The sequence below is a fragment of the Microcella alkalica genome (genome assembly GCF_014595885.1).
Lineage (GTDB): Bacteria > Actinomycetota > Actinomycetes > Actinomycetales > Microbacteriaceae > Microcella > Microcella alkaliphila_B.
Genome location: NZ_JABUKC010000003.1, coordinates 102,801 through 125,089, shown reverse-complemented (window position 1 = coordinate 125,089; position 22,289 = coordinate 102,801). Strand labels below are relative to the sequence as shown.

General features: G+C 71.4%; 20 protein-coding genes and 1 riboswitch. Of the genes, 7 read left to right on the top strand and 13 right to left on the bottom strand.

What is annotated here, in order from left to right; all coding sequences use genetic code 11:
• Window positions 1-19 precede the first annotated feature (19 nt).
• Complete coding sequence (locus tag ID804_RS08310) at window positions 20-604, top strand: isochorismatase family protein (RefSeq protein WP_169079543.1); 585 nt, start codon at window positions 20-22, stop codon at window positions 602-604.
• Window positions 605-766: 162 nt separating this feature from the next.
• Here the strand turns inward: ID804_RS08310 and ID804_RS08305 are convergent, their stop codons facing one another.
• The gene (locus tag ID804_RS08305) at window positions 767-2,656 is read right to left on the bottom strand and encodes an ABC transporter ATP-binding protein (RefSeq protein WP_169079545.1); all 1,890 of its coding nucleotides are present in this window, start codon (window positions 2,654-2,656) and stop codon (window positions 767-769) included.
• A 104-nt stretch (window positions 2,657-2,760) separates the two neighbouring features.
• Here ID804_RS08305 and ID804_RS08300 point away from each other — a divergent pair, with 104 nt between their 5' ends.
• The 3 genes from ID804_RS08300 to ID804_RS08290 are packed head-to-tail and all read left to right on the top strand — an operon-like array spanning window position 2,761 to window position 5,371.
• Window positions 2,761-3,687: an ABC transporter ATP-binding protein gene (locus ID804_RS08300; RefSeq protein ID WP_169079547.1), complete on the top strand. Its 927-nt coding sequence runs from the start codon at window positions 2,761-2,763 to the stop codon at window positions 3,685-3,687.
• Window positions 3,684-4,553, top strand: a complete 870-nt coding sequence (locus tag ID804_RS08295) for an ABC transporter permease (RefSeq protein WP_169079549.1) — start codon at window positions 3,684-3,686, stop codon at window positions 4,551-4,553. Before ID804_RS08300 ends, ID804_RS08295 begins: the two co-directional genes overlap by 4 nt.
• Window positions 4,550-5,371 carry an ABC transporter permease gene (locus ID804_RS08290; RefSeq protein WP_169079551.1) on the top strand — a complete coding sequence of 274 codons (822 nt, stop codon included), beginning with the start codon at window positions 4,550-4,552 and terminating at the stop codon, window positions 5,369-5,371. The genes ID804_RS08295 and ID804_RS08290 overlap by 4 nt, the downstream gene beginning before the upstream one ends.
• A gap of 110 nt (window positions 5,372-5,481) precedes the next feature.
• Here the strand turns inward: ID804_RS08290 and ID804_RS08285 are convergent, their stop codons facing one another.
• The 6 genes from ID804_RS08285 to ID804_RS08260 form a co-directional block, all read right to left on the bottom strand.
• Complete coding sequence (locus ID804_RS08285) at window positions 5,482-7,524, bottom strand: family 14 glycosylhydrolase (RefSeq protein WP_169079553.1); 2,043 nt, start codon at window positions 7,522-7,524, stop codon at window positions 5,482-5,484.
• A gap of 235 nt (window positions 7,525-7,759) precedes the next feature.
• Window positions 7,760-8,230, bottom strand: a complete 471-nt coding sequence (gene ribH, locus ID804_RS08280; RefSeq protein WP_169079555.1) for a 6,7-dimethyl-8-ribityllumazine synthase — start codon at window positions 8,228-8,230, stop codon at window positions 7,760-7,762.
• Complete coding sequence (ribB, locus tag ID804_RS08275) at window positions 8,227-9,510, bottom strand: 3,4-dihydroxy-2-butanone-4-phosphate synthase (protein ID WP_169079557.1); 1,284 nt, start codon at window positions 9,508-9,510, stop codon at window positions 8,227-8,229. The genes ribH and ribB overlap by 4 nt, the downstream gene beginning before the upstream one ends.
• Window positions 9,507-10,112, bottom strand: a complete 606-nt coding sequence (locus ID804_RS08270) for a riboflavin synthase (protein WP_169079559.1) — start codon at window positions 10,110-10,112, stop codon at window positions 9,507-9,509. The genes ribB and ID804_RS08270 overlap by 4 nt, the downstream gene beginning before the upstream one ends.
• Before the next feature lie 7 nt (window positions 10,113-10,119).
• On the bottom strand, window positions 10,120-11,172 hold the full coding sequence (gene ribD, locus ID804_RS08265; RefSeq protein ID WP_169079561.1) for a bifunctional diaminohydroxyphosphoribosylaminopyrimidine deaminase/5-amino-6-(5-phosphoribosylamino)uracil reductase RibD: 1,053 nt from the start codon (window positions 11,170-11,172) through the stop codon (window positions 10,120-10,122).
• Window positions 11,173-11,232: 60 nt separating this feature from the next.
• Window positions 11,233-11,369: riboswitch (FMN riboswitch) on the bottom strand.
• A gap of 37 nt (window positions 11,370-11,406) precedes the next feature.
• Window positions 11,407-12,459 carry a sugar-binding transcriptional regulator gene (locus ID804_RS08260; protein ID WP_169079563.1) on the bottom strand — a complete coding sequence of 351 codons (1,053 nt, stop codon included), beginning with the start codon at window positions 12,457-12,459 and terminating at the stop codon, window positions 11,407-11,409.
• Window positions 12,460-12,574: 115 nt separating this feature from the next.
• Here ID804_RS08260 and ID804_RS08255 point away from each other — a divergent pair, with 115 nt between their 5' ends.
• The 3 genes from ID804_RS08255 to glpK all read left to right on the top strand — a co-directional run bounded on the left by ID804_RS08255 (window position 12,575) and on the right by glpK (window position 16,801).
• Window positions 12,575-14,293: a glycerol-3-phosphate dehydrogenase/oxidase gene (locus ID804_RS08255; RefSeq protein ID WP_169079565.1), complete on the top strand. Its 1,719-nt coding sequence runs from the start codon at window positions 12,575-12,577 to the stop codon at window positions 14,291-14,293.
• A 213-nt stretch (window positions 14,294-14,506) separates the two neighbouring features.
• Window positions 14,507-15,214, top strand: a complete 708-nt coding sequence (locus ID804_RS08250) for an MIP/aquaporin family protein (protein ID WP_211161211.1) — start codon at window positions 14,507-14,509, stop codon at window positions 15,212-15,214.
• A gap of 72 nt (window positions 15,215-15,286) precedes the next feature.
• Complete coding sequence (glpK, locus tag ID804_RS08245; RefSeq protein ID WP_169079569.1) at window positions 15,287-16,801, top strand: glycerol kinase GlpK; 1,515 nt, start codon at window positions 15,287-15,289, stop codon at window positions 16,799-16,801.
• Between the two features lie 541 nt (window positions 16,802-17,342).
• On the opposite strand, the gene ID804_RS12320 is transcribed toward glpK, so the two are convergent.
• The 6 genes from ID804_RS12320 to ID804_RS08215 all read right to left on the bottom strand — a co-directional run bounded on the left by ID804_RS12320 (window position 17,343) and on the right by ID804_RS08215 (window position 22,208).
• Complete coding sequence (locus tag ID804_RS12320) at window positions 17,343-17,684, bottom strand: hypothetical protein (RefSeq protein ID WP_248276776.1); 342 nt, start codon at window positions 17,682-17,684, stop codon at window positions 17,343-17,345.
• A 40-nt stretch (window positions 17,685-17,724) separates the two neighbouring features.
• The gene (locus ID804_RS08235) at window positions 17,725-18,576 is read right to left on the bottom strand and encodes an HAD family hydrolase (protein ID WP_169079573.1); all 852 of its coding nucleotides are present in this window, start codon (window positions 18,574-18,576) and stop codon (window positions 17,725-17,727) included.
• A complete protein-coding gene (locus ID804_RS08230) occupies window positions 18,558-19,118 on the bottom strand; it encodes a GNAT family N-acetyltransferase (RefSeq protein ID WP_169079575.1) in 561 nt (186 codons plus the stop codon). The genes ID804_RS08235 and ID804_RS08230 overlap by 19 nt, the downstream gene beginning before the upstream one ends.
• An 8-nt stretch (window positions 19,119-19,126) precedes the next feature.
• On the bottom strand, window positions 19,127-20,131 hold the full coding sequence (gene trpS / locus ID804_RS08225; protein WP_169079577.1) for a tryptophan--tRNA ligase: 1,005 nt from the start codon (window positions 20,129-20,131) through the stop codon (window positions 19,127-19,129).
• A gap of 51 nt (window positions 20,132-20,182) precedes the next feature.
• Window positions 20,183-21,028, bottom strand: a complete 846-nt coding sequence (locus ID804_RS08220) for an exodeoxyribonuclease III (protein ID WP_169079579.1) — start codon at window positions 21,026-21,028, stop codon at window positions 20,183-20,185.
• A 73-nt stretch (window positions 21,029-21,101) separates the two neighbouring features.
• Complete coding sequence (locus tag ID804_RS08215) at window positions 21,102-22,208, bottom strand: YihY/virulence factor BrkB family protein (RefSeq protein ID WP_169079581.1); 1,107 nt, start codon at window positions 22,206-22,208, stop codon at window positions 21,102-21,104.
• Window positions 22,209-22,289: the final 81 nt, after the last annotated feature.

The following is a 22,289-nucleotide window of genomic DNA, read 5'->3' as shown; positions in this document are numbered from 1 at the left end:
CCACCCCGACGGAGGAACCATGCCCCGCGCCCTGCTCATCGTCGACGTGCAGAACGATTTCTGCGAGGGAGGCGCGCTCGGAGTCGACGGCGGGGCCGCGGTGGCCGCCCGCATCACCGAGCACGCCAGGGCGCACCGCGACGACTACGCCCTCGTCATCGCCTCGCGCGACTGGCATGACGGCGACTCCGACAACGGCGGGCATTTCGCGACGGATGCTGCTCCCGACTTCGTGACGACCTGGCCGGTGCACTGCGTGGCCGGCACGCCGGGCGCCGAGTACCACCCGGCGCTCGACATCGCGCTCATCGACGTGCACGTGCGCAAAGGACAGGGTCGGCCCTCGTACTCGGCCTTCGAGGGCACGGTCGACGATGGGCGGATGCTCGCCGCCGTGCTCGACGAGGCCGGCGTCGACGAGCTCGATGTCGTGGGCATCGCGACCGACCACTGCGTGCGGGCCTCCGCGCTCGACGCCCTCGCCGGCGGGCGCCGCGTGCGCGTGCTGACCGACCTCGTCGCGGGCGTCGCGCCCGAGCCGAGCCGGGCGGCGCTCGCCGAGGTCGCCGCCGCCGGCGCGCGCGTCGAGTCCGCGGCATCCTGACCCGCGCGCGCCTCGGTCCCGGGCATCCCGTCGGGCCGCGCGCCCGAACCGAATGCCCACCCGCCCGACGACGTGCCCTGACGACAGCACCGTGCGAACGGGCGCACGCTCCTGGCGCAAGCGCACGTGCTGGGCGCCGACGCGGCACCCAGCCCCGCCCGGCTACACCAGCAGCTGGTGCTTCGCGAGGTCGCGGTAGAGCGGCACGTCGCGCACGAGCTCGCTGTGCGTGCCGGTGCCGACGACGCGCCCGTGGTCGAGCACGACGATGAGGTCGCTGTCGACGACGGTCGAGAGCCGGTGGGCGATGACGATGAGGGTGCGGTCCTCGGCGACGGCGTCGATGGCCTCGCGCATGAGCTGCTCGTTGCGTCCGTCGAGCGACGACGTCGACTCGTCGAGCAGCAGGATCGGGGGAGCGGCGAGGAGTGCCCGCGCGATCGCGAGCCGCTGCCGCTCGCCGCCGGAGAGCATGACCCCGTCCTCCCCGACGGGCGCGTCGAGCCCCTGCGGCGAGCGGTCGAGCACTTCGCCGAGGTTGACCGAGCGCAGCACGGCCGCGCACTGCTCGTCGCTCGCGCCGGGCGTGCCGAGCAGCAGGTTGTCGCGCAGCGTGCCGGCGAGCACGGGGGCGTCCTGCTCGACGTAGCCCAGGCGCGCGCGCAGCTCGGCGCGGTCGAGGGCGCGGATGTCGACGCCGCCCATGCGGATGACGCCCGCGGTGGGGTCGTAGAACCGCTCGATGAGCGCGAGCACGGTCGACTTGCCGGCACCGCTCGGCCCGACGAGGGCGACACGAGCGCCGCGCGGCACCGCGAACGTCACGCCGCGCAGCACGCGCGCGTCGACGGGAGCGACCTCCTCGCCCGCGGCCCGTCGGGTCGCGGCGAGCGCGGCCTCCGCCTCGGCCGCGGCCTTCTCCCCCTCGGTGCGGTGGGCCCGCTCGGGGTAGGCGAACTCGACGTCGTGGAACGACACCGCCGCGTCGGTGGGCTCGTCGGCGGCCGGCACGATGTCGGCGTCGGCCTCGGTCTCGCTCGGCAGCGCGACGATCTCCTGGATGCGCCCGAGCGCGCCGAGCGCCGAGTTCACCGAGGTGATGGCGCCGAACGCCTGCCCGAGCGGCCCGATGAGCAGGAACAGGAACAGGATGAACGCGACGAGGTCGCCGATCTCGATCGCGCCCGTCGCGACGCGAAAGCCGCCGACGCCGAGCACGACGAGAAACGACACCTGCAGCGCGATCGACGAGATGGGCACGACGAGCGCCGAGATGCGCGCGACGCGGATGCCCTGCTCCCAGGCGCCACGGGCATCCGCCTCGACGGCCGCGATCTCGCGCTCGGTCGCGTTCGCGGCCCGCACCGTGCGCACCGCCGAGATGGCCCGCTCGACGGCGGCGGCGAGGTCGCCGACCTTCTCCTGCGCGGCGCGCGAGGCGACGCGGATGCGCTGCGAGAGCAGCACGACCGTGACGACCGCGATCACCACGACGAGCAGCGTGAGCCCGAGCAGCACCGGGTCGATGACCGCCATCGCGATGAGCGCGCCGACGAAGGTGAGGCTGCCGCCGATGGCCTCGACGAGGCCCTGCGTGAGCACGGCGCGCAGCAGCGTCGTGTCGCTGCCGACGCGGCTGACGAGGTCGCCGGTGCGGCGCTCGTCGAACTGCGAGATGGGCAGGTTGAGCAGGCGGCGCACGAGGGTGCGGCGGCTCGACAGCACGACCCCCTCGCCCGTGCGCTGCAGCAGGTAGTGCCCGAAGCCGCTGAGCAGGCCGGCGGCGATGACGAGGGCGACGAGCGCGACGACGAGCGGCCCGAGGGTCTCGCCGGCCTCGACGCGGGCGATGACCTGGCTGACGAGCAGCGGCTGCGCGAGCGAGGCGATCGCGCCGAGCACGCTGATGACGATGACCCACGACAGCACGGTGCGGTGCTCGAGCAGGTACGGCAGCAGCTGTCGGAAGGTCGCGCGCGGCCCGACCTCCTCGCCGCGGCCGCGCCCGAGCCCCCGGCGTGACGGGCGGGTGGATGCACTGCTGGTGCTCATGCCTCCATCCTGGCCGAGCCCGCCTTCGTGCGCGCCGTGCTCGGCCCGTGCACGTTTGCGCGACCCCGTCGGGGTGTCGGAGCGCGGGTCTATGCTCGACTCTCGTGCCAGAGCCCGTCATCACCGCCCGTCAGCTCTCGAAGCAGTACGGCGACTTCACCGCCGTCGACGGCATTGACTTCGACGTCGCACCCGGTGAGTCGTTCGGCCTGCTCGGCCCGAACGGCGCGGGCAAGTCGACGACGATGCGCATGGTCGGCGCGGTGTCGACGCGCACCGGCGGCGAACTGCGCATCCTCGGCCTCGACCCCGACAAGCACGGCCCCGACATCCGCTCGCAGCTCGGCGTCGTGCCGCAGCAGGACAACCTCGACCAGGAGCTTCGCGTGCGCGACAACCTCCTGGTCTACGGTCGCTACTTCGGCCTGCCCCGCGGCGTGATCGCCGAGCGGGCGGATGCCCTCCTCGAGTTCGCGCAGCTGGCCGACCGCGCCAAGGCCAAGGTCGACGACCTCTCCGGCGGCATGAAGCGCCGCCTGACGATCGCCCGTGCGCTCATCAACGAGCCGCGCATCCTGCTGCTCGACGAGCCGACGACGGGGCTCGACCCGCAGGCGCGGCACATCCTGTGGGATCGCCTGTTCCGCCTCAAGGAGCAGGGCACGACGCTCGTGCTCACGACCCACTACATGGATGAGGCCGAGCAGCTCTGCGACCGCCTCGTCGTGGTCGACAAGGGCCGCATCATGGCCGAGGGGTCGCCGGCGGCGCTCATCCGCGAGTACTCCAGCCGCGAGGTGCTCGAGGTGCGCTTCGGCAGCGATAAGAATGCCGAGGCGGCCGAGCGGCTTCAGGGCATCGGCGATCGCCTGGAGGTGCTGCCCGACCGCATCCTCGTCTACAGCGAGAACGGCGAGGCCGAGCTCGAGCGCATCACGCAGCTGGGCCTGGAGCCGATCACCTCGCTCGTGCGCCGCTCGAGCCTGGAGGACGTCTTCCTGCGCCTCACCGGCCGGAGCCTGATCGAATGACCGCCCTCGACCCGACCTCGTCCGGCGCGCCCTCCGACCTCTCGGCCGGCGCGCTCAGCGAGGATGCCCGGCGCGCGCTCGCCGGCGGCGCGGCCCCGCGCCGGTTCGGCGCCTGGTACGTCGCCGAGCACCGCATCCGGGCGATGCGCGGCTACCTGCAGTCGGCAATCGTCACGAGCATCGGCAACCCGCTCGTGTACCTCTTCGCCCTCGGCATCGGCCTCGCGAGCCTCGTGCCGCAGGGCGTCGGCGAGGTCAGCTACCTCGTCTTCGTCGCGCCGGCGCTGCTCGCGACGGCGGCCGTGACGGTCGCTGCCGACGAGACGACCTACCCGATGCTCGCGGGCTTCAAGTGGAACCCGGTCTTCTTCGGCATGAACGCCTCGCCCGTGACGGGCACGCAGATCAGCGCGGGCATCATGATCGCGATCACCGTGCGGCTGCTGGCCACGGTCGCGATCTACTTCGCCGTCATGCTGCTGTTCGGCGCGGTGCCGCTCGCGACGGGCGTGCTCGCGATCCCGGTCGCGGTGGCGACGGGGCTCGCGGTCGGCGGCCTCATCGGTGCCTACGCCTCGCGCATCGAGGATGACCGCGGGCAGCTGCCGATGCTCATGCGCTTCGGCGTCACCCCCATGTTCCTGTTCTCGGGCACGTTCTTCCCGCTCGAGACCCTGCCGCCGTGGCTGCAGTGGATCGGCTGGATCTCGCCGCTGTGGCACGGCAGCGAGCTCGGGCGCGTCGTCTCGTACGGCTACGACGAGCCTGCGTGGCTCACCGCCGTGCACGTGGTGTACCTCGCCGTGCTCATCGTCGTCGGCCTGCGCCTCGTCGCGACCGCCTTCACGAGGAGGCTGAACAAGTGACCGCGACCCAGGCGCCCGGCACGGGCATCCGCCGCCCCGCCCGCGCCCTCTACGCCGGCAACGCGCGCGCGGTCGTCGCGCGCGGTCTGCTCGCCACGCGCAGCTCGAACCTGCTCGTCGTCGTGTCGGGCTTCTTCGAGCCGGTGTTCTACCTGCTCTCGCTCGGCATCGGCTTCGGCGCGCTCGTCGGCACCGTGGCGACGAGCACGGGGCAGGAGGTGCCGTACGCGGCCTACATCGCTCCGGCCCTGCTCGCCGTCTCGGCGATGAACGGCGCGATCTACGACTCGACGTGGAACGCCTTCTTCAAGCTCAACTACTCCAAGCTCTACCAGGGCATGCTCACGACGAGCCTCGGCCCACTCGACGTCGCGCTCGGCGAGATCCTGCTCGCGCTGCTGCGCGGCGCGATGTACGCGGTCGGCTTCATGGTCGTCATGCAGGTGCTCGGCCTCAACCTGTCGTGGACGGCGCTGCTCGCCCTGCCGGCGGTGCTGCTCATCGCCTTCGGCTTCGCGAGCCTCGGCCTCGGCATCACGAGCTTCATGAAGACGTTCCAGCAGATGGACTGGATCAGCTTCGTCATGCTGCCGATGTTCCTGTTCTCGGCGACCTTCTACCCGATCACGGTCTACCCCGAGCCGATCCAGTGGCTCATCCAGGCGCTGCCGCTGTGGCACGGGGTCGAGCTCATCCGGGCGATGACGACGGGCGCGATCTCGGGCATGGTGCTCGTGCACATCGGCTACTACCTGGTCATGATCGTCGTCGGCGTGGTGCTGACCACGCGGCGACTGCGCGCGCTCTTCCTGGCCTAGCGACCGCCCAGCGACGCGCATCCGCCTCGCACGGTCGCGCATCGGGCAGCGGATGCGAACGGCGCCCGCCCCCCTCGCGGGGTGCGGGCGCCGTCCTCCAGCGGTCGCGGCTACGGTCTCGCGGTGTAGACGGTCGCGCTGCCCGGCAGCACGTAGACCGTGCTCGCCTGGCCCGTGTAGGCCCGATCGGCGGTGTCCCAGTTGCCGTTCGAGTTGGTGAAGGTGAAGCCGAACGAGCTCGGCGCGTTCGACAGCGTGACCTTCCACCAGTGGCGGCCGTTGATGAAGCCCTCGTAGGCCATGGGGAAGGTGCCGCTGAGGCCGTTCCAGGTGTGGATCGAGTAGCTCGTCGCCGACTGCCACTCGGCGAAGTGCACCGTGACGCCCGAGGTGGGCGGCGGCGGGGGCGGCGGGGTGCTCGGCGTCGCGGCGTAGGCCTTCGTCCTCTCGTTGAAGGTGATCGTGTAGGTCGTGTTCGAGTTCACGGCGATGTCGCCGCCGCCCTGCACGGCCGTGCCGGTCAGCCCGGTGCCGCCGAAGTTGAGGCTCCAGTCGCCCTTGACGTCGAACTTGAACCGCTGGTTCGTCGCCGAGCCGAACGAGACGTTGGTCGCCGTCCAGACGTCGCCCGACTTCGTCATCGGCGTGAGGCCCCAGTTGTTGTTCGTGCCGCGCACGTACAGCGAGGTCCAGGCGGTGCCGGCGGGCCGGTACTTCTGGATGAACTGGGCGTAGCGCGTCGCGCCGGTGCCCGAGGCGACCTCGCCGACCCGCAGCACGGTCATGCCGAGGTAGGGGAAGTTGTCGAACGCCTGGTTGACGTTGTCCCAGCCGTTGTTCGACGTGATGCCGCCGGCGAGGGCGTTCTCGCCCTTGACCTTCACGCCCTGGCGACCCGCCTCCGCGCCGATCCAGCCGACGAGGGTCTTGGCCTGCGAGTACTGCGGGGCGAAGTTCTCGTCGTTGAACTCCAGGCACGTGAAGTGCAGGATCACGCCGCGACCCGAGTCGGCCACGCGGTTGGCGAGGCCGACGATGTTGGCGTAGCCGCGGCCGGTGCCGGCGGCGTTCATGTCGACGCTCGTCTGCACGAGCCCCGCGGCGACCTCCGCCGCACGCGGGGTCGGGCCGGTCATCGACCAGTGCACGCCGGGGATCTTGTAGCCGATCTCGGCGCCCGGGAAGGAGGTGCCGAGGGCGGCGAGCACGGTGTCGAGCATCCGTTCGCCGTGGTCGACGAGGCTCTTGTTGTACCAGTCGATGAAGTCACGGCCGTACTGCGTGTTGCGGTAGTCGCCGGAGGAGAAGAAGAAGCCGGCGTTGCTCGGCGGCTGGATCTGCGTTTGCGCGGTGAGCGTCGAGCCCCACGCGGTGTTGATGGCCGCGATCGAGCCGTACTTGGCGACCGCCCACTGCTGGAAGCTCTTCACCGCGAGCGGCGAGTAGGCCTGCAGCGCGCCGCGCGTCGGGTACCCGGTGCCCGAGTCGTGGCTGTTGTAGGAGGGGTAGCGCAGCTCGCCGGCCGGGCCGAGCGAGACGTTGATCTCCTGCATGCGGTTCGCGTAGGTCGTGCCGTAGCGGGCGACGAAGGCCTGCGTGAACGCCTGGTACTCGTTCTGCACGAGCGGCGTCGCCCAGCCCTGCACGGTCTCGTTCGAGACGTTGCCCTGCTCGCTGCGGTGCTTGAGGCCATTGGCGTCGAGCGTGATGCCGTTGAGCGTGGCGCCGGTGTACTTGCCCCACAGCCACGACGGCAGCGGGATGTTGCAGGTGTCGCCGACGTTGCCGCCGCACTGGTGGAACGAGAAGATCGGCACGATGTCGAGCCCGCGGCTGGTGATGGTCTGGAAGACCTGGTCGTAGTAGCTCCAGGTGAACTGGTTGTCGCCGGCCGCCTCGACCTTGCCCCACCAGACGTCGACGGTGACGGCGTCGACGCCGTACGACTTGACCGTGCTCAGCTGGTTGCTGAACTGGTTCCAGTCGCTGACCTCGAGCGGCGCCATCACATTGGCGGTGAAGTCGGGGTTGTTGGTCGCCGTCGCGGCGACGGCGGGCGAGGTGCCGGCCGTCGGCGCGACGAGCAGTGTCGCGATGATCGCGAACCCGAGGCCCAGGGCCCCGGTCGCGGATCGAAGTGAGCGCTGTCGCATGGATTCTCCATCCGCGAGGAGTGCGACGTCATCGTCGCGAGCCTGCCCCCCGCACGGTGAGTATCACCCGGGCGCGGATGCCCTGCAACCGGTTCCACAGATTCCAGATCGGATGGCCGCCGTTGCAGAACGAGACCCGGTCGTTCCACCTCGAAGGGCCCCGTTCCAGGTGGAACGGGGCCCTTCGAGGTGAACTGCAATCGCTTCCAGATCCGGGGGGGATGCCCGGTGCCGGTCAGCCGCGGATGGCCTGCAGGGCGCGCGCCGTCGCGATCGCGGCCTCCGCCGCCTCGGCACCCTTGTCCTCCTTCGAACCGGGCAGCCCGGCGCGGTCGAGGCCCTGCTGCTCGTCCTCCAGCGTCAGCACGCCGAAGCCCACGGGCTTGCCCGTGTCGAGCGCCACGCGCGTCAGTCCGTCGGTCGCGGCCGCCGAGACGTACTCGAAGTGGGGCGTGCCGCCACGGATGATGACTCCGAGGGCGACCACCGCGTCCGCCCCGTTCTCCAGCGCCGCCTTGCTGACGACCGGCAGTTCGAACGAGCCGGGGGCCGCGTACTCGACGATCGTCGCGCCCGAGGCCTCGAGCACGCGCCGCGCGCCGGCGAGGAGCCCCGCGCTGATCTCGGCGTGCCATTGGCCGGCCACGATCGCGACCGTGAGGCCCGTTCCATCGACGTTCAACTGGGGGCTGCCGGCTCCGCTCATGCGGTGCGTCCTTCCATCTGGGCGTACACGGGGGCGGAGGTGATGCTATCCGGAAGGCGGTGACCCATGCGGTCGCGCTTCGCACTGAGGTAGCCCTGGTTGTTCTCGCCGACGCCGACCAGCAGCGGCACGAGCGAGCTCACCTCGATGCCGTACTGCGTCAGCTGGCGCTGCTTCTCGGGGTTGTTCGACAGCAGGCGCACGCGCGAGACGCCGAGGTCGCGCAGCATGTCGCTCGCGGCCTGGTAGTCGCGCGCATCGGCCGGCAGGCCGAGTGCGAGGTTCGCGTCGAGGGTGTCGTAGCCGTCCTCCTGCAGGCGGTAGGCCTTGAGCTTGTTGATGAGGCCGATGCCGCGCCCCTCGTGGCCGCGCATGTAGAGCACGGCACCGCCCTGGCGCTGGATCACGTCGAGCGCGGCGTCGAGCTGCGGGCCGCACTCGCACTTCAGCGAGCCGAAGGCCTCGCCGGTCAGGCACTCGGAGTGGACGCGCACGATCATGTCGTCGTGGGGCATCCCGCTGACGATCGCGACGTGGTCGGCGCCGGTCTTGCGGTCGCGGTAGGCCCGCATCGAGAACGGGCCGTGCGTCGTCGGCACGGTCGTCGCGACCTCGAACGAGACGCTCGAAAGCTGCTCGGGGGCGAGGTTCGGCGAGCCGGCGGCGAACTCCTCGCCCGACTCGAGGTAGGCGATGAGGTCGACGATCGTGATGACGACGACGCCCTCGGCCTTGCCGAACTCGATGAGCTCGGGCAGGCGCATCATCTCGCCGTCGTCGGCAACGACCTCGCCGATCACGGCGACAGGGCGCAGGCCCGCGAGCCGCATGAGCTCGACGGCCGCCTCGGTGTGGCCGGCGCGCTCGCGCACGCCGCCGTCGACGGCGCGCAGCGGCAGGATGTGGCCGGGGCGGATCAGGTCGGTCGCCGTCGTCGCGGGGTCGGCGAGCACGCGCAGCGTGTGCGCGCGGTCGCGGGCGCTGATGCCGGTCGAGATGCGGTCGGCGGCGTCGACGCTCACCGTGTAGGCAGTGCGGCGAGGGTCCTCGCTGTCGGCGACCATGAGCGGCAGCTCGAGCGCGTCGGCGAGCTCGTTCGTCATCGGAGCGCAGAGGTAGCCGCTGGAGTGCTTGACCGTCCAGGCGACCCACTCCTGCGTGGCGAGCTCGGCGGCGAGGATGATGTCGCCCTCGTTCTCGCGGCCCTCGTCGTCGGCGACGAGGATGGGCCGGCCCTGCCGCAGCGCGGCGAGCGCCTGGGGGATGGTTCCGATGCTCATGCGGGGATCCTTCCGTCGAGGCGCGCCAGTCGCGCCACGTGTCGAGCGAGGATGTCGGTCTCGATGTTGACGAGGTCGCCGACAACGCGGCGGCCCAGGGTGGTGCGCTCGAGCGTCTCGGGGATGAGCGAGACCTCGAACCAGTCGTCGCCGGCGGCGCTCACCGTGAGCGAGATGCCGTCGACCGCGATGGAGCCCTTGTCGACCACGAGCGGGGCGTGCTCGGCGGCGAGCCCGAAGCGCACGACCCGCCAGGTGCCCTCGTCGCGCACCTCGAGCACGGGCGCGGTGCCGTCGATGTGGCCCTGCACGATGTGCCCGCCGAGGCGGTCGCCGACGGCGGCCGCGCGCTCGAGGTTGACGGCGCGGCCGACCTGCCACTGCTGCGGATTCGACATGCGCAGCGTCTGCCCCATGACGTCGGCGCTGAACCAGTCGGGGCCCTGCTCGACGACGGTGAGGCACACGCCGCTCACGCTGATCGAGTCGCCGTGCTTCGCGTCGCTCACGGCGAGCGGCCCGCGCACGGTGACCCGGCCGGCGTCGCCGCGGGTCTCCCAGGCGGTGATCTCGCCGAGCTCTTCGATGATTCCGGTGAACATGGTGGTCCTAGCTGTGAGGGGCGGGGTGGTGGGGCGTCGGGCGGCAGGTGACGAGCAGGTCGTCGCCCAGGCGTTCGATGCCGTGGATGCTCAGCCGCAGCGCCTCGGACATCGTCGTGACGCCCAGCTCGTCGAGGGCCGTGCGCGGCCCGCCGAGCAGCATCGGCGCGAGGTAGATCAGCACCTCGTCGGCGAGCCCGGCGCGCAGGAACGCGCTCGCGAGCGTCGGTCCGCCCTCGACGTAGAGGCGGCGGATGCCGCGGCTCGCCAGCCCGTCGAGCGCTGCGCCGAGATCGCGGTGGCCCACCTCGATGAGGCCGGCCGGGTGACGGCGGAGGGCCGCATCCGCGGGCACGGGTGTGGTCCCGAAGACGACGGGGATCGGCTGGTGCGCCAGCAGCTCGCCGCCGTCGCCGCGTGCCGTGAGGCTGGGGTCGTCGGCGAGCACGGTGCCGGTGCCGACGGCGATCGCGTCATGACGGGCGCGCTGCTCGTGCACGCGCTGGCGGGCGGCGGCGCCCGTGATCCACTGGCTCGTGCCGTCGGCGGCAGCAGCGCGGCCGTCGAGCGTCGAGGCCCACTTGACGGTGACGAACGGTCGACCGAGACGCGCGCTCGTGAGCCAGGGGCGCAGCAGCTCCTCGGCCTCCCCGGCGAGCACGCCGTGCTCGACCGCGACGCCCGCGGCGCGCAGGCGCTCGGCACCGCCGCCGGCGACGTCACCCGGGTCGGCGACGGCGTAGATCACGCGGGCGATGCCGGCCTCAATGAGCGCGACCGCGCAGGGGCCGGTGCGGCCGGTGTGGTTGCAGGGCTCGAGCGTGACGACGGCGGTGAGGCCCCGGGCGTCCGCGACCTTGCCGAGGGCATCCACCTCGGCGTGGGGGGTGCCCGCCCCGCGGTGCCAGCCCTCCGAGACGATCTCGCCCGAGGCGTCGAGCAGCACGCAGCCGACCTGCGGGTTCTCGCCGACGCCGGGGCCGTGCTCGGCGAGCGAGAGCGCACGGCGCATCGCGGCCTCGACGCGCGCGGCGTCGAGCGGTGCGGCGGTGCTGGTCATCCCGGGCCCTTCGGTGTGATCGGGGCAGTCCGGGGTCGCGGGCGCGCGGCAGGGCCGAGCACCGCACTCCTCCCATCCGGACTCTCACCGTCGGTGCTGGAGTTCCACCAGCTCCACCGTCGCCGAGCCCGAGGGCCCGACTCCGGGTCGCGGACTATAACCGCCGGCTCGGACTTTCACCGACCCCGAAGTGCGTTCTTGCGTGCGAGTGTATTGAACGCAGGGCCCCCTGGGTTATTCCCGAACGGCTCCTGAGAACTGTTCGGCGTCATCCAGCGTCATGTCGACGATCGTCACGGGCCCCGTCCGCGGAGCGCCGCCGGCCGAGTCGATGAGCGAGCGGGCACCCGCCTCGTCGATGATGAGGTCGGTGATGAGGCCCGCGGCGAGCGCGCCCGACAGCCCGGCGATCTTCGAGGCGCCCGACACCACGCAGACGCGGCGGGGGATGCGGCGGAGCACGTCGAAGTCCGGTCCGGTCGCGCGCGCATTCAGCTCGATCCCGTCGGTGGAGCCGTCGGCGCGGAAGAACACCGTCGCGACGTCGCCCACGACGCCCTGCTCGCTGAGCGTCTGGTAGTCCTCCGGGTCGAGGTAGCCGCCGATGTAGACGTGACTCGGGATGTCGGCGAACGGCGATCCGACGCCGAACAGCGCGATGTCGAGCCGCGCCTGCATGTCGAGCACGCGGCGCATGCTGCGCTCCTGCCAGAGGTGCTCGCGCGTCGCCGCCGAGTCGAAGAAGGCGGGCACCGGGAACTGCTGCAGGCGCGCGGCGTACGACTCGGCGAAGCGGCGCAGGATCTCGCTCGCGTAGTCGATGCCCGTGGTGTGCGTGTTGCCCGCGCCGTTGAGCTGCACGATGTCGGAGTTGTGGGTCTCCTTCGGCACGAGGTGCCGGCTGATGGCGCTCATGGTCGAGCCCCACGCGACCCCCATCGACATGTTCGAGTCGAAGTAATGGTTGAGAATCCGTGCAGCGCCGCGCGCCACGCGGTCCTGTCGGTCGACGTCGGAGGAGCCGCTCGGCACCGGCACGACGTGTGCCGCGACCCCGAACAGCCGGGCGATGTCCTGCTCCCACCGGGTCGACAGCTCGAAGGGCGACCGGATGCGGATGTCGACCAGTCCGGTGTCTCGGGCGTAGCTGATCAGCCGGGAAACCGAGGATCGCGAGGTGTTGAGCTCGCGGGCGATGGCCTCCATCGTGAGGTCCTGCATGTAGTACAGGTGGGCCGCCCTGAGGGCGTCGCGCATCTTGCCGGAGGGCTGAGCGGGCGTCGCCATGAAGTCTCCTGAGAGCGTGCACGTTTGTGCAACCGGTTTGGTCGATCGTTCTCGACCGCTTCAGGATTATTCCACCGCCGACCCGCCGTCGGCTGGATCGAGGAAGAGACCACCGATGCCGACGCAGAAGTCGAACCCCGCCCGCGCGACCGTCTCCGCGCTCACCGCGCGCCCCTCCGCCGACGTGCTCGTCATCGGCGCCGGGATCAACGGCATCGCGACATTCCGCGACCTCGCCCTCAACGGCGTCGACGTCGCCCTCGTCGAGCGCGACGACTATGTCGCCGGCGCCTCGGCCGCGAGCTCGCACATGGTGCACGGCGGCATCCGCTACCTCGAGAACGGCGAGTTCCGTCTCGTGCAGGAGTCGGTGCACGAGCGCAACGCGCTCTTGCGCCTCGCCCCGCACTACGTGCGCCCGCTGCGCACGACGATCCCGATCTTCTCGACGTTCTCGAGCATCCTCTCGGCGCCGCTGAAGTTCATCGGCGTCAAGGGCGGCGCGAAGAAGGAGCGCGGTGCGCTCATCATCAAGGTCGGCCTGTCGATCTATGACACGTTCTCGCGCGACGGCGGCCGCGTGCCGCGCCACCAGTTCCGCGGCGCCGAGGCCTCGCGCCGCGAGCTGCCGCAGCTGCGCGACGACGTGAAGTGGACGGCCACCTACTACGACGCCTCCATGCACGACCCCGAGCGCCTCGCCCTCGACGTGCTCGGCGACGGCATCGCCGCGGGCCCGCACGCGCGCGCCACCAACTACGTCGAGGCCGTCGGCATGCGCGACGACGGCACGGTCCGCCTCCGCGACGTCGTGACGGGGGAGGAGTTCGACTTCGCCGCGAAGCTCGTCGTCAATGCCTCCGGCCCCTGGACCGACCAGACCAACGACGCCCTCGGCCAGCCCTCGCGCTACATGGGCGGCACCAAGGGCTCGCACATCGTGCTCGACCACCCGGAGCTGCTCGAGGCGTGCAACGGCCGCGAGATCTTCTTCGAGTTCACCGACGGCCGCATCGTGCTCATCTACCCGCTCAAGGGGCGCGTGCTCGTCGGCACGACCGACCTCGCCCACGACATGCGCGAGCCGATCCGCTGCACCGAGGAGGAGGTCGACTACTTCTTCGACCTCGTCAAGCACGTCTTCCCGCGCATCCACGTCGACCGCTCGCAGATCGTCTTCCGGTTCTCCGGCGTGCGCCCCCTGCCCCGCCAGGACGCCGACTCGACCGGCCAGATCTCGCGCGACTACCGCATCGAGAAGGGCGCGCGCGGCGATGTGCCCGTGCTGAGCCTCGTCGGCGGCAAGTGGACCACCTTCCGCGCCCTCGGCGAGCACCTCGCCAACGAGGTCATGGGTCTCATCGGCCGCTCGCGCACGGTGAGCACCGACGGCCGCCTCATCGGCGGGGCCGTCGGCTACCCGACGACCGACGCCGAGCGCGAGGCCTGGCTGCGCGAGCACGGCGCAGTCGTCGGCCGCGAGCGCGCCGCCACCCTCCTCGACCGGTACGGCACGAGCGCCGAAGCGCTCATCGAGCGCATCGCCTCGGGGCAGGATGCTCCGCTGGAGTCGGCGCCGGCGTACTCGCGCCTCGAGCTGCAGCACCTGGTGCAGACCGAGCAGGTCGTCCGACTCGTCGACGTCGTGCTCCGCCGCACGTCGATGGCCTTCACGGGCGCGGTGACCTCCGCCGTGCTCGACGAGCTCGCCGATGTCGTCGGCGAGGTGCTCGGCTGGAGCGACGAGCAGCGCCGCGCGGAGCGCGCGGCCGCCGCCGACTACCTGGCCGACCACCACGGTGTGGACGTCGATCACCCGCAGGGGGCCCGCTAGAGCATCCTGACCGAAGCATCACCCCGGGACCTGCGCGTCCCCTCTCAGCTTCCGCCGACGGCATCGACGCCCGACGCGGAAAGACCGAACGGATAACTCCGCTCGGAACATCCTCCGCCCGGAACCGCGGGCGGAGCATCCACCCTGAACAGAGGAAAAGTCAACGTGGACAATCTCGCAGTGGTCTTCCTGTCGGAAGTCGTCGGCACCGCCATGCTGCTCCTGCTCGGTGCGGGCGTCGTCGCCAACGCCGTGCTCATCAAGAACAAGGGCTTCGGTGGCGGCTTCCTGATGATCAACTTCGGCTGGGGACTCGCGGTCTTCGCCGGTGTCACCGTCTCGTACGCCTCGGGGGCACACCTTAACCCCGCGGTCACCCTCGGCCTCGTCACCAACGGCGCGACCGAGTTCGCGCAGGGCGTGCCGGTCAACCTGGTGTCGATCCTCGCCTACATGGGCGCCCAGCTCATCGGTGCCTTCATCGGCGCGACCCTGGCCTTCCTGGCCTACAAGAAGCACTTCGACGAGGAGCCCGACGCCGGCACCAAGCTCGCGGTCTTCTCGACCGGCCCGGCGATCCGCAGCTACGGCTGGAACCTCGTCACCGAGATCCTCGGCACCTTCGTGCTCGTGTTCGTCGTCATCGGCTTCGGCCGCGCCGAGCCGGCCGGCCTCGCCGCCCTCGGTGCTCTGCCCGTCGCGCTGCTCGTCGTCGGCATCGGCGCCTCGCTCGGTGGCCCCACCGGCTATGCCATCAACCCCGCTCGTGACCTCGGCCCCCGCCTCGCCCACGCCGTGCTGCCCATCAAGGGCAAGGGCTCGAGCGACTGGTCGTACGCCTGGGTCCCGGTCGTCGGCCCGCTCATCGGTGGAGCCCTCGCCGGTGTCGCCGCCACCGCCCTCCTGCCGGTGCTCTCCTAGACCGGCGCTCCCTCCGCATCACCTACCACGCAGGCTCACGCCGAACCCGATTACGAAGGAGTAATACCGACCATGGCCAACTACGTACTGGCGATCGACCAGGGCACGACGAGCACGCGCGCCATCATCTTCGACCAGAAGGGCTCGATCGTCTCGACCGGGCAGATGGAGCACGAGCAGATCTTCCCGAAGGCCGGCTGGGTCGAGCACGACCCGATGGAGATCTGGGGCAACACGCGCGAGGTCATCGGCTCGGCGCTGTCGAAGGCGAACCTCACGCGTCACGACATCGCCGCCGTCGGCATCACCAACCAGCGCGAGACCGCCGTCGTGTGGGAGCGCAGCACGGGCAAGCCCGTCTACAACGCGATCGTCTGGCAGGACACCCGCACGCAGCCCATCGTCGACCGCCTCGCCGCCGACGGCGGTGTGGAGCGCTTCAAGCAGAAGGTCGGCCTGCCGCTCGCGACCTACTTCTCGGGCACGAAGATCGTCTGGATCCTCGAGAACGTCGAGGGCGCTCGCGAGAAGGCCGAGGCCGGCGAGCTCATGTTCGGCACGACCGACACCTGGGTGCTCTGGAACCTCACCGGCGGTGTCGACGGCGGCGTGCACGCGACCGACGTCACGAACGCCTCGCGCACCATGTTCATGGACCTCGAGACGCTGCAGTGGGATCAGTCGATCCTCGACGCGTTCGGTGTGCCGGCCTCGATGCTGCCCGAGATCCGCTCCTCCTCGGAGGTCTACGGCACCGTGCACAGCAGCTCGCTGCTGCGCGAGGTGCCCGTGGCGGGCATCCTCGGCGACCAGCAGGCCGCCACGTTCGGTCAGGCCGCGTTCGAGCCCGGCGAGTCGAAGAACACCTACGGCACGGGCAACTTCCTCATCTTCAACACGGGTGAGGAGATCGTCCACTCGAAGAACGGCCTGCTGACGACGCTCGGCTACAAGCTCGGCGACGAGAAGCCGCACTACGCGCTTGAGGGCGCCATCGCGGTGACCGGCTCGCTCGTGCAGTGGGTGCGCGACAACCTCGGCCTCATCTCGAGCGCCCCCGAGATCGAGGAGCTCGCGAAGACCGTCGACGACAACGGCGGCGCCTACTTCGTGCCGGCGTTCTCGGGCCTGTTCGCGCCGTACTGGCGAGCGGATGCCCGTGGTGCGCTCGTGGGGCTCACCCGCTACGTCAACAAGGGCCACATCGCTCGGGCCGTGCTCGAGGCGACCGCCTTCCAGACGCGCGAGGTGCTCGACGCGGTCAACGCCGACTCGGGCGTCGACCTCACCGAGCTCAAGGTCGACGGCGGCATGATCGCGAACAACACGCTCATGCAGTTCCAGGCCGACATCCTCGGCGTGCCCGTCGTGCGTCCGGTCGTCGCCGAGACGACCGCGCTCGGCGCCGCCTACGCCGCGGGCCTCGCGGTCGGCGTGTGGGGCTCGCTCGACGAGCTGCGCGCGAACTGGCAGGAGGACTCGCGCTGGACGCCGAACATGGACGAGGCCGAGCGCGAGCGTCAGCTGCGCAACTGGAAGAAGGCCGTCACGAAGACGTTCGACTGGGTCGACGACGACGTGAAGTAGCAGTCCGGCCCGCGCGAGCGGGGCGGAGCGGCCCCTCGGGGTCGCGGCGGCCGTGGTAGGGCCGCTCGAGGGGCGGGGTGCGCGCAGGCACCCCGCCCCTTCCTCGTGCGCCCGCGCACCCGGGGCGCGCGCGGCTCAGTGGACGGCGCCCGCCGCGCGTCGCCGGCAGCCGGCCCTCTCTCCCCACGTTCGTAATTCAGGCTCACGCGCTGTCTGCTGCCATCCGACGGCCACGTACGCAGCCCCAGCCTGAGTTGCGAACGCCGCTCCTGCACAGGGGCGGTCGTGCCACCCTCGTGCGCGGATGCGCGGCCCCGGTGTCTTGTCGAGATCGGGGTCGAGCATCCTGCAGCGTCATGGATGCCCGTCAGCCCTTCGTTAGCCGTCGCACGATCTGCCTGCGGAGGTCGGTCCTCCTGCACGATGGGCTGAGTGCTCGCCGCCGGGCGGCCGCAGTGCACACGGGTGCGCTGGTTCGGGCGCGACGCGGGAGTTCGCGCACGTCGCACTGCTGCCGGGGGCATCGCGGCTCCGATCGCCGCTAAATCGCAGTCGACCGCTGCTCGCCGGCGATGCTCTCGCTCACGCCGCCTGGTGCATCGGCGGGGATCACTTCGCCGCCATAGTCGAGAACGCTCGGTTCCGCGGGCTGCTGGGCGTCGCGGATCTCGCAGCGTTGGCGTAGCGGTCGCCTCGGGCACGACGGCAGATGTTCGACCGACTCGACCCCCGAGCCGAGTCCGGCACGGAAACGCTCGTGCGGCTGGCTCTGACGCGCGCCGGTCTTTCTGCTGTGCCGCAGGTTCGGATTCCCGGCGTGGGTCGCGTCGATCTCCTGGTCGGGTCTCGTGTGATCGTCGAGGTCGACAGCGTGGCCTGGCACGACGACGATGCGTCTCGTGCGCGCGACTACCGCCGCGACCTCATGTTGTTCCGGTTGGGCTACGTCGTGGTGCGGGTGAGCTGGTTCCAGGCGATGTTCCGGCGGCATGAGGTGCGGCGACCGCCGCGGGCAGGTCGAGCAGCGTCGTGAGGCGCACCACCCCGGGCGGCACAGCCCCCGCCTCGACGGGCACGCCGAGGGCCTCGAGCGGGCGATCGAGCCAGAGGCCGAGCATCCCCGCGTCGTGGGCGCCGGTCGCGTCGGTGCGCAGGCGGTCGCCGATGTAGGCGCAGGCGCTCACCGGCTCGCCGAAGGCCGCCGCCGCGAGGTCGAAGATGCCGGCCGCGGGTTTCGCCACGCCGACCTCGCCCGAGGCGATGACGTGCTCGATGCGGGCCGCGAGCCCGATCGCCTCGAGCTTCTCGCTCTGGAAGGTCAGGTCGCCGTTCGTGATCACCCCGAAGCGGATGCCCGGCACCGCCCTCTCGAGCGCATCGAGCGCGGGCAGCACGTCGTCGAAGAGGCTCCACGACGCGCGGTAGCCGACCATGTACCGGTCGAACCAGCCCAGCGCCTCGTCGGGCGTCGGCGCGATGCCGAACGGAGCGAGGAACCCCCGCGCCCGCTCGCGCCGCTGCTCGAGGAAATCGATCTCGCCCCGCAGCCAGCGCCCGTAGTGGTGCTCTTCGAGCTCGCGCCAGCGGCGCAGCTCGGTGTCGGGGTCGGCAGCCGCGACGGCGCCGCCGGTCTCGGCCCGCGCCCGCGCGAGGCCGATCGCGACGGCCCGCGAGTGCGCCAGGAGGCAGTCGTCGAGGTCGAAGAGCATGACGCGGATGCTCGACCCGGGCCGAGCATCCGCCCCCGCACCGCCGCTCACGCAAGCACCGGCCACCGCTCGAGCTCCTCCACCGTGCCGAGGTGCTCCCGCCGCAGCTCGCCGTGCCACCCGTCCGGATGCGCCCCCGAGCGGTCGGGCAGCGCGCACGGCCCGGTGCCGACCCAGCGGAACCCCGCCGCCCGGGCGGCGTGGGCCGAGCCGAGGTTGCCGGCATAGCACTCCCAGCGCAGGTGGTCGACGTCGTGCTCGGGGCCGAACACCCAGTCGACGAGTCCGCGCAGGGCCTCGGCCATGTAGCCGTGCCCGCGGTGCGCCGCGCCGAGCCAGTAGCCGACGGCGCCGCGCGCCCGCTGCCACGACACGACGCCGAGCAGGTCGCCGGGCACGCCCGGCCGCCGCAGGGCGAGCACGCACTCGGAGCCGAGCGCCCACTGCTGCGGCACGAACTCCTCGACGAAGGCGCGGGCATCCGCCATCGTGTACGGCACCGGCACCGTCGTCCAGTGCTGCAGCGCCTCCTCCTGGCAGTGCTCGTAGACGGTCGGCGCGTCGGCGGCGACCGGCGTCGAGAGCACGAGCCGCGGCGTGCGCAGCACGACCGGCCTCATGCGCGCGGCAGAAACCCGAGGGCGTCGTACACGCGCGCGAGCGTGGCGTCGGCGATGGCGGATGCCCGGTCGGCGTTGATCGCGAGCAGCCGGTCGAGCTCGGCCGGGTCGTCGAGCAGCTCGAGCGTGCGCTCGCGGATCGGCCGGAACGCTTCGACGACCGCCTCGGCGACCGCGCCCTTCAGGGCCCCGTACTGCAGACCGTTGAACTCCGCCTCGACCTGCTCGACGCCGCGCCCCGTGACGATCGCGAGGATCGACAGCAGATTCGACACCCCCGGCTTCTCGACCGGGTCGTAGCGCACGACCCCGTCGGAGTCGGTGACGGCCGACTTGATCTTCTTCGTCAGCGCCTTCTCGTCGTCGAGCAGCCACAGGATGCCCGCGGGGCTCTCGCCCGACTTCGACATCTTCGACCCCGGGTTCTGCAGGTCGTAGATCTTCGCCGTCTCTTTGAGGATGCGCACCTCGGGCACGACGAGCGTGTCGCCGAAGCGCGAGTTGAAGCGCGTCGCGAGGTCGCGCGTGAGCTCGATGTGCTGCCGCTGGTCCTCCCCGACGGGCACGACGACGGCGTCGTAGAGCAGGATGTCGGCCGCCTGCAGGATCGGGTAGGTGAAGAGCCCGACCGAGGCCGCGTCGGTGCCCGAGCGGGCCGACTTGTCCTTGAACTGCGTCATGCGCGAGGCCTCGCCGAAGCCCGTGATGGTGTTGAGCACCCAGGCCAGCTGCGCGTGCGCCGAGACGTGCGACTGCACGAACAGGGTCGAGTGCTCGGGGTCGATGCCCGCGGCGATGTACTGCGCGGCGGTGCGGCGGGTGCGCTCGCGCAGCTCGGCCGGGTCCTGCGGCACGGTGATCGCGTGCAGGTCGACGACGCAGAAGACGGCGTCGTGGCTCGCCTGCATCTCGCGCCACTGCAGCAGCGCTCCGGCGTAGTTGCCGAGGTGCAAGCTCGCGGCCGAGGGCTGCATGCCCGAGAACAGGCGGGGTGCGGTCATGTGACGGTCCTTCTCGAAGATCGAAGCGGCGGATGCTCGGCGAGCGCCGGGCTAGAGCTCGTAGTCGACGACCACGGGTGCGTGGTCGCTCCAGCGCGTGTCCCACGAGGGCGCCCGGTCGATGGCGTACCCGACGACGCCGGCCGCGAGCGCCGGGGTGGCCACGTGGTAGTCGATGCGCCAGCCGGTGTCGGTGTCGAACGCCTGCCCGCGCTGCGACCACCACGTGTACGGGCCCGGCACCTCGCCCGCCTGGGCGCGCCCGACGTCGACCCAGCCGAGCCCGGTGCCGGTCGTCCCGTCGACGCACTCGACGCGCTCGCCGGCCGGCGCGAAGAACCGGTCGAAGTAGGCGCGCTCGCGCGGCAGGAAGCCCGCGTTCTTGCGGTTGCCCTTCCAGTTCTTGATGTCGAGCTCGCAGTGGCCGACGTTGAGGTCGCCGACGACGAGCGCGTACTCGGCGTGCGCGGCGAGCTGCGGCAGGCGCTCCTCCATCGCATCGAGGAAGCGGTACTTCTCGACCTGCTTCGGGGTGTCGACCTCGCCGGAGTGCACGTAGCAGCTCACGACCGTGAGGGGCACGTCGCCGACGTGCAGGTCGGCCTCGAGCCAGCGGCCGGCCGAGTCGAAGTCCTCGTCGCCGAGCTCGACGCGGTGCGCATGGATCGGCCAGCGCGTCGCGATCGCGACCCCCGCCCGACCCTTCGCGGTCGCGGCGTCGTGCAGCACCGTCCAGCCCTCGCCGAGCAGCCCCGTGACGTCGTCGGTGGATGCCCGGACCTCCTGCAGCGCGAGGATGTCGACGTCGCGCTGCGCGAGCCACTCGCCCATGCCCTTGCGGTAGGCGGCGCGGATGCCGTTGACGTTGACGGAGGCGATGCGGACCGGCTGCGGCATGCCCTCCATCCTAGGTTCGACCACCGACGTCGGTCGCCGGGGCCGGGGCCGGGGCCGCTCAGCGGTGCGCGGCTCAGCCCTCGGCCGCCGCGCGACCCTGCTCGGCGCCCGCCTCCCGCGCCGCCTGCTTCGCGACCTCGCGCTGCGCGCGGGCCACTTCCCGCCGGGCGCGCCGACGCGCCCAGAAACCGGTGGGCTCCTCGTCGGGTGCCGCGTCGTGCGCCGCGACGAGGGCCCGCGCGGCCTCGAGCCGCTCGGCTGCGACTCGCTCGTCGAGCACGAGCCCCGCATCCGCCACCGACACGGCGATCCAGGCCGCCGACAGCAGGATCACCTGACACACCAGGTTGAAGAAGATCAGCAGACCGATGATGACCGCGAACGACGCCAGCAGCGGGTTCGATGTCGCCCCGCCGAGCAGCGACGAGCCGAGCACCTTGAGCGTCCCGAGCGCCGCGGCGCCGAGCAGCGCTCCCGAGCGCAGCTGCGCGAGGGGGATGTGCAAACCGACGAGCACTCGGAAGAAGGCCGCGAGCACGAGCGCGTCGATCACGAACATGATCGCGAGCGACACGATGCGCGACAGCACCGTCGCCACGACCGTCTCGCTGAGTCCTACGGCGTCGAGCACGAGCTCTGTCGCCTGCGTGCCGACGACCGTGAGCGTCGCCGAGATGACGAGCATCGCGCCGAACCCGACGGCGAGGCCGAGATCCTTCAGCTTGCGCAGCAGGATGTTGCCCTCGGCCGGCGGCAGGTCGAACAGCACCCGTACCGCGTTGCGCGCCGCGTCGAGCCAGCCGAGCGCCGTCACGAGCAGGCCGAGCAGGGCGATGACGCCCGTGAACGTGAACGTCGCCGTGCTGAGCAGATCGTCGGGGTCGATCGCGCCGTCGTTGAGGCCGGTGTCGATGAGGCCCGGCACCGCGTCCGACAGGGCGCGGATGACCGTCATGCGCAGTCCGAGATCCTCCGAGACGATCGCGCCGATGACGGAGAAGCCGACCCAGAGGGCGGCGAAGACGGCGAAGATCGCCGAATAGGCGAGCCCCGCGGAGAGAATTGGCCCGCGCTCGCGCCCGTAGTGCTGCAGCACGCGCACGGGCTTCAGCCGCTGCACGCGGGCGATCAGCTGCTGCAGGCGCGAGGGCTGGGAGGAGCCGGGGGTCGCGTCGGGCATCCCGACACCCTAACGATCGTGGCGGATGCGCGGCCACGACTTCCCGGTGAACTCGCGGCCTCGCGCCGCGCGGCTCGTCCA

Coding starts and splice junctions, on each gene's coding strand:
- ID804_RS08310 (WP_169079543.1), top strand. CDS start 20: ATGCCCCGCGCCCTGCTCATCGTCGACGTGCAGAACGATTTCTGCGAG.
- ID804_RS08305 (WP_169079545.1), bottom strand. CDS start 2,656: ATGAGCACCAGCAGTGCATCCACCCGCCCGTCACGCCGGGGGCTCGGG.
- ID804_RS08295 (WP_169079549.1), top strand. CDS start 3,684: ATGACCGCCCTCGACCCGACCTCGTCCGGCGCGCCCTCCGACCTCTCG.
- ID804_RS08285 (WP_169079553.1), bottom strand. CDS start 7,524: ATGCGACAGCGCTCACTTCGATCCGCGACCGGGGCCCTGGGCCTCGGG.
- ribH (WP_169079555.1), bottom strand. CDS start 8,230: ATGAGCGGAGCCGGCAGCCCCCAGTTGAACGTCGATGGAACGGGCCTC.
- ribB (WP_169079557.1), bottom strand. CDS start 9,510: ATGAGCATCGGAACCATCCCCCAGGCGCTCGCCGCGCTGCGGCAGGGC.
- ID804_RS08270 (WP_169079559.1), bottom strand. CDS start 10,112: ATGTTCACCGGAATCATCGAAGAGCTCGGCGAGATCACCGCCTGGGAG.
- ribD (WP_169079561.1), bottom strand. CDS start 11,172: ATGACCAGCACCGCCGCACCGCTCGACGCCGCGCGCGTCGAGGCCGCG.
- ID804_RS08260 (WP_169079563.1), bottom strand. CDS start 12,459: ATGGCGACGCCCGCTCAGCCCTCCGGCAAGATGCGCGACGCCCTCAGG.
- ID804_RS08255 (WP_169079565.1), top strand. CDS start 12,575: ATGCCGACGCAGAAGTCGAACCCCGCCCGCGCGACCGTCTCCGCGCTC.
- ID804_RS08250 (WP_211161211.1), top strand. CDS start 14,507: ATGCTGCTCCTGCTCGGTGCGGGCGTCGTCGCCAACGCCGTGCTCATC.
- glpK (WP_169079569.1), top strand. CDS start 15,287: ATGGCCAACTACGTACTGGCGATCGACCAGGGCACGACGAGCACGCGC.
- trpS (WP_169079577.1), bottom strand. CDS start 20,131: ATGACCGCACCCCGCCTGTTCTCGGGCATGCAGCCCTCGGCCGCGAGC.
- ID804_RS08220 (WP_169079579.1), bottom strand. CDS start 21,028: ATGCCGCAGCCGGTCCGCATCGCCTCCGTCAACGTCAACGGCATCCGC.
- ID804_RS08215 (WP_169079581.1), bottom strand. CDS start 22,208: ATGCCCGACGCGACCCCCGGCTCCTCCCAGCCCTCGCGCCTGCAGCAG.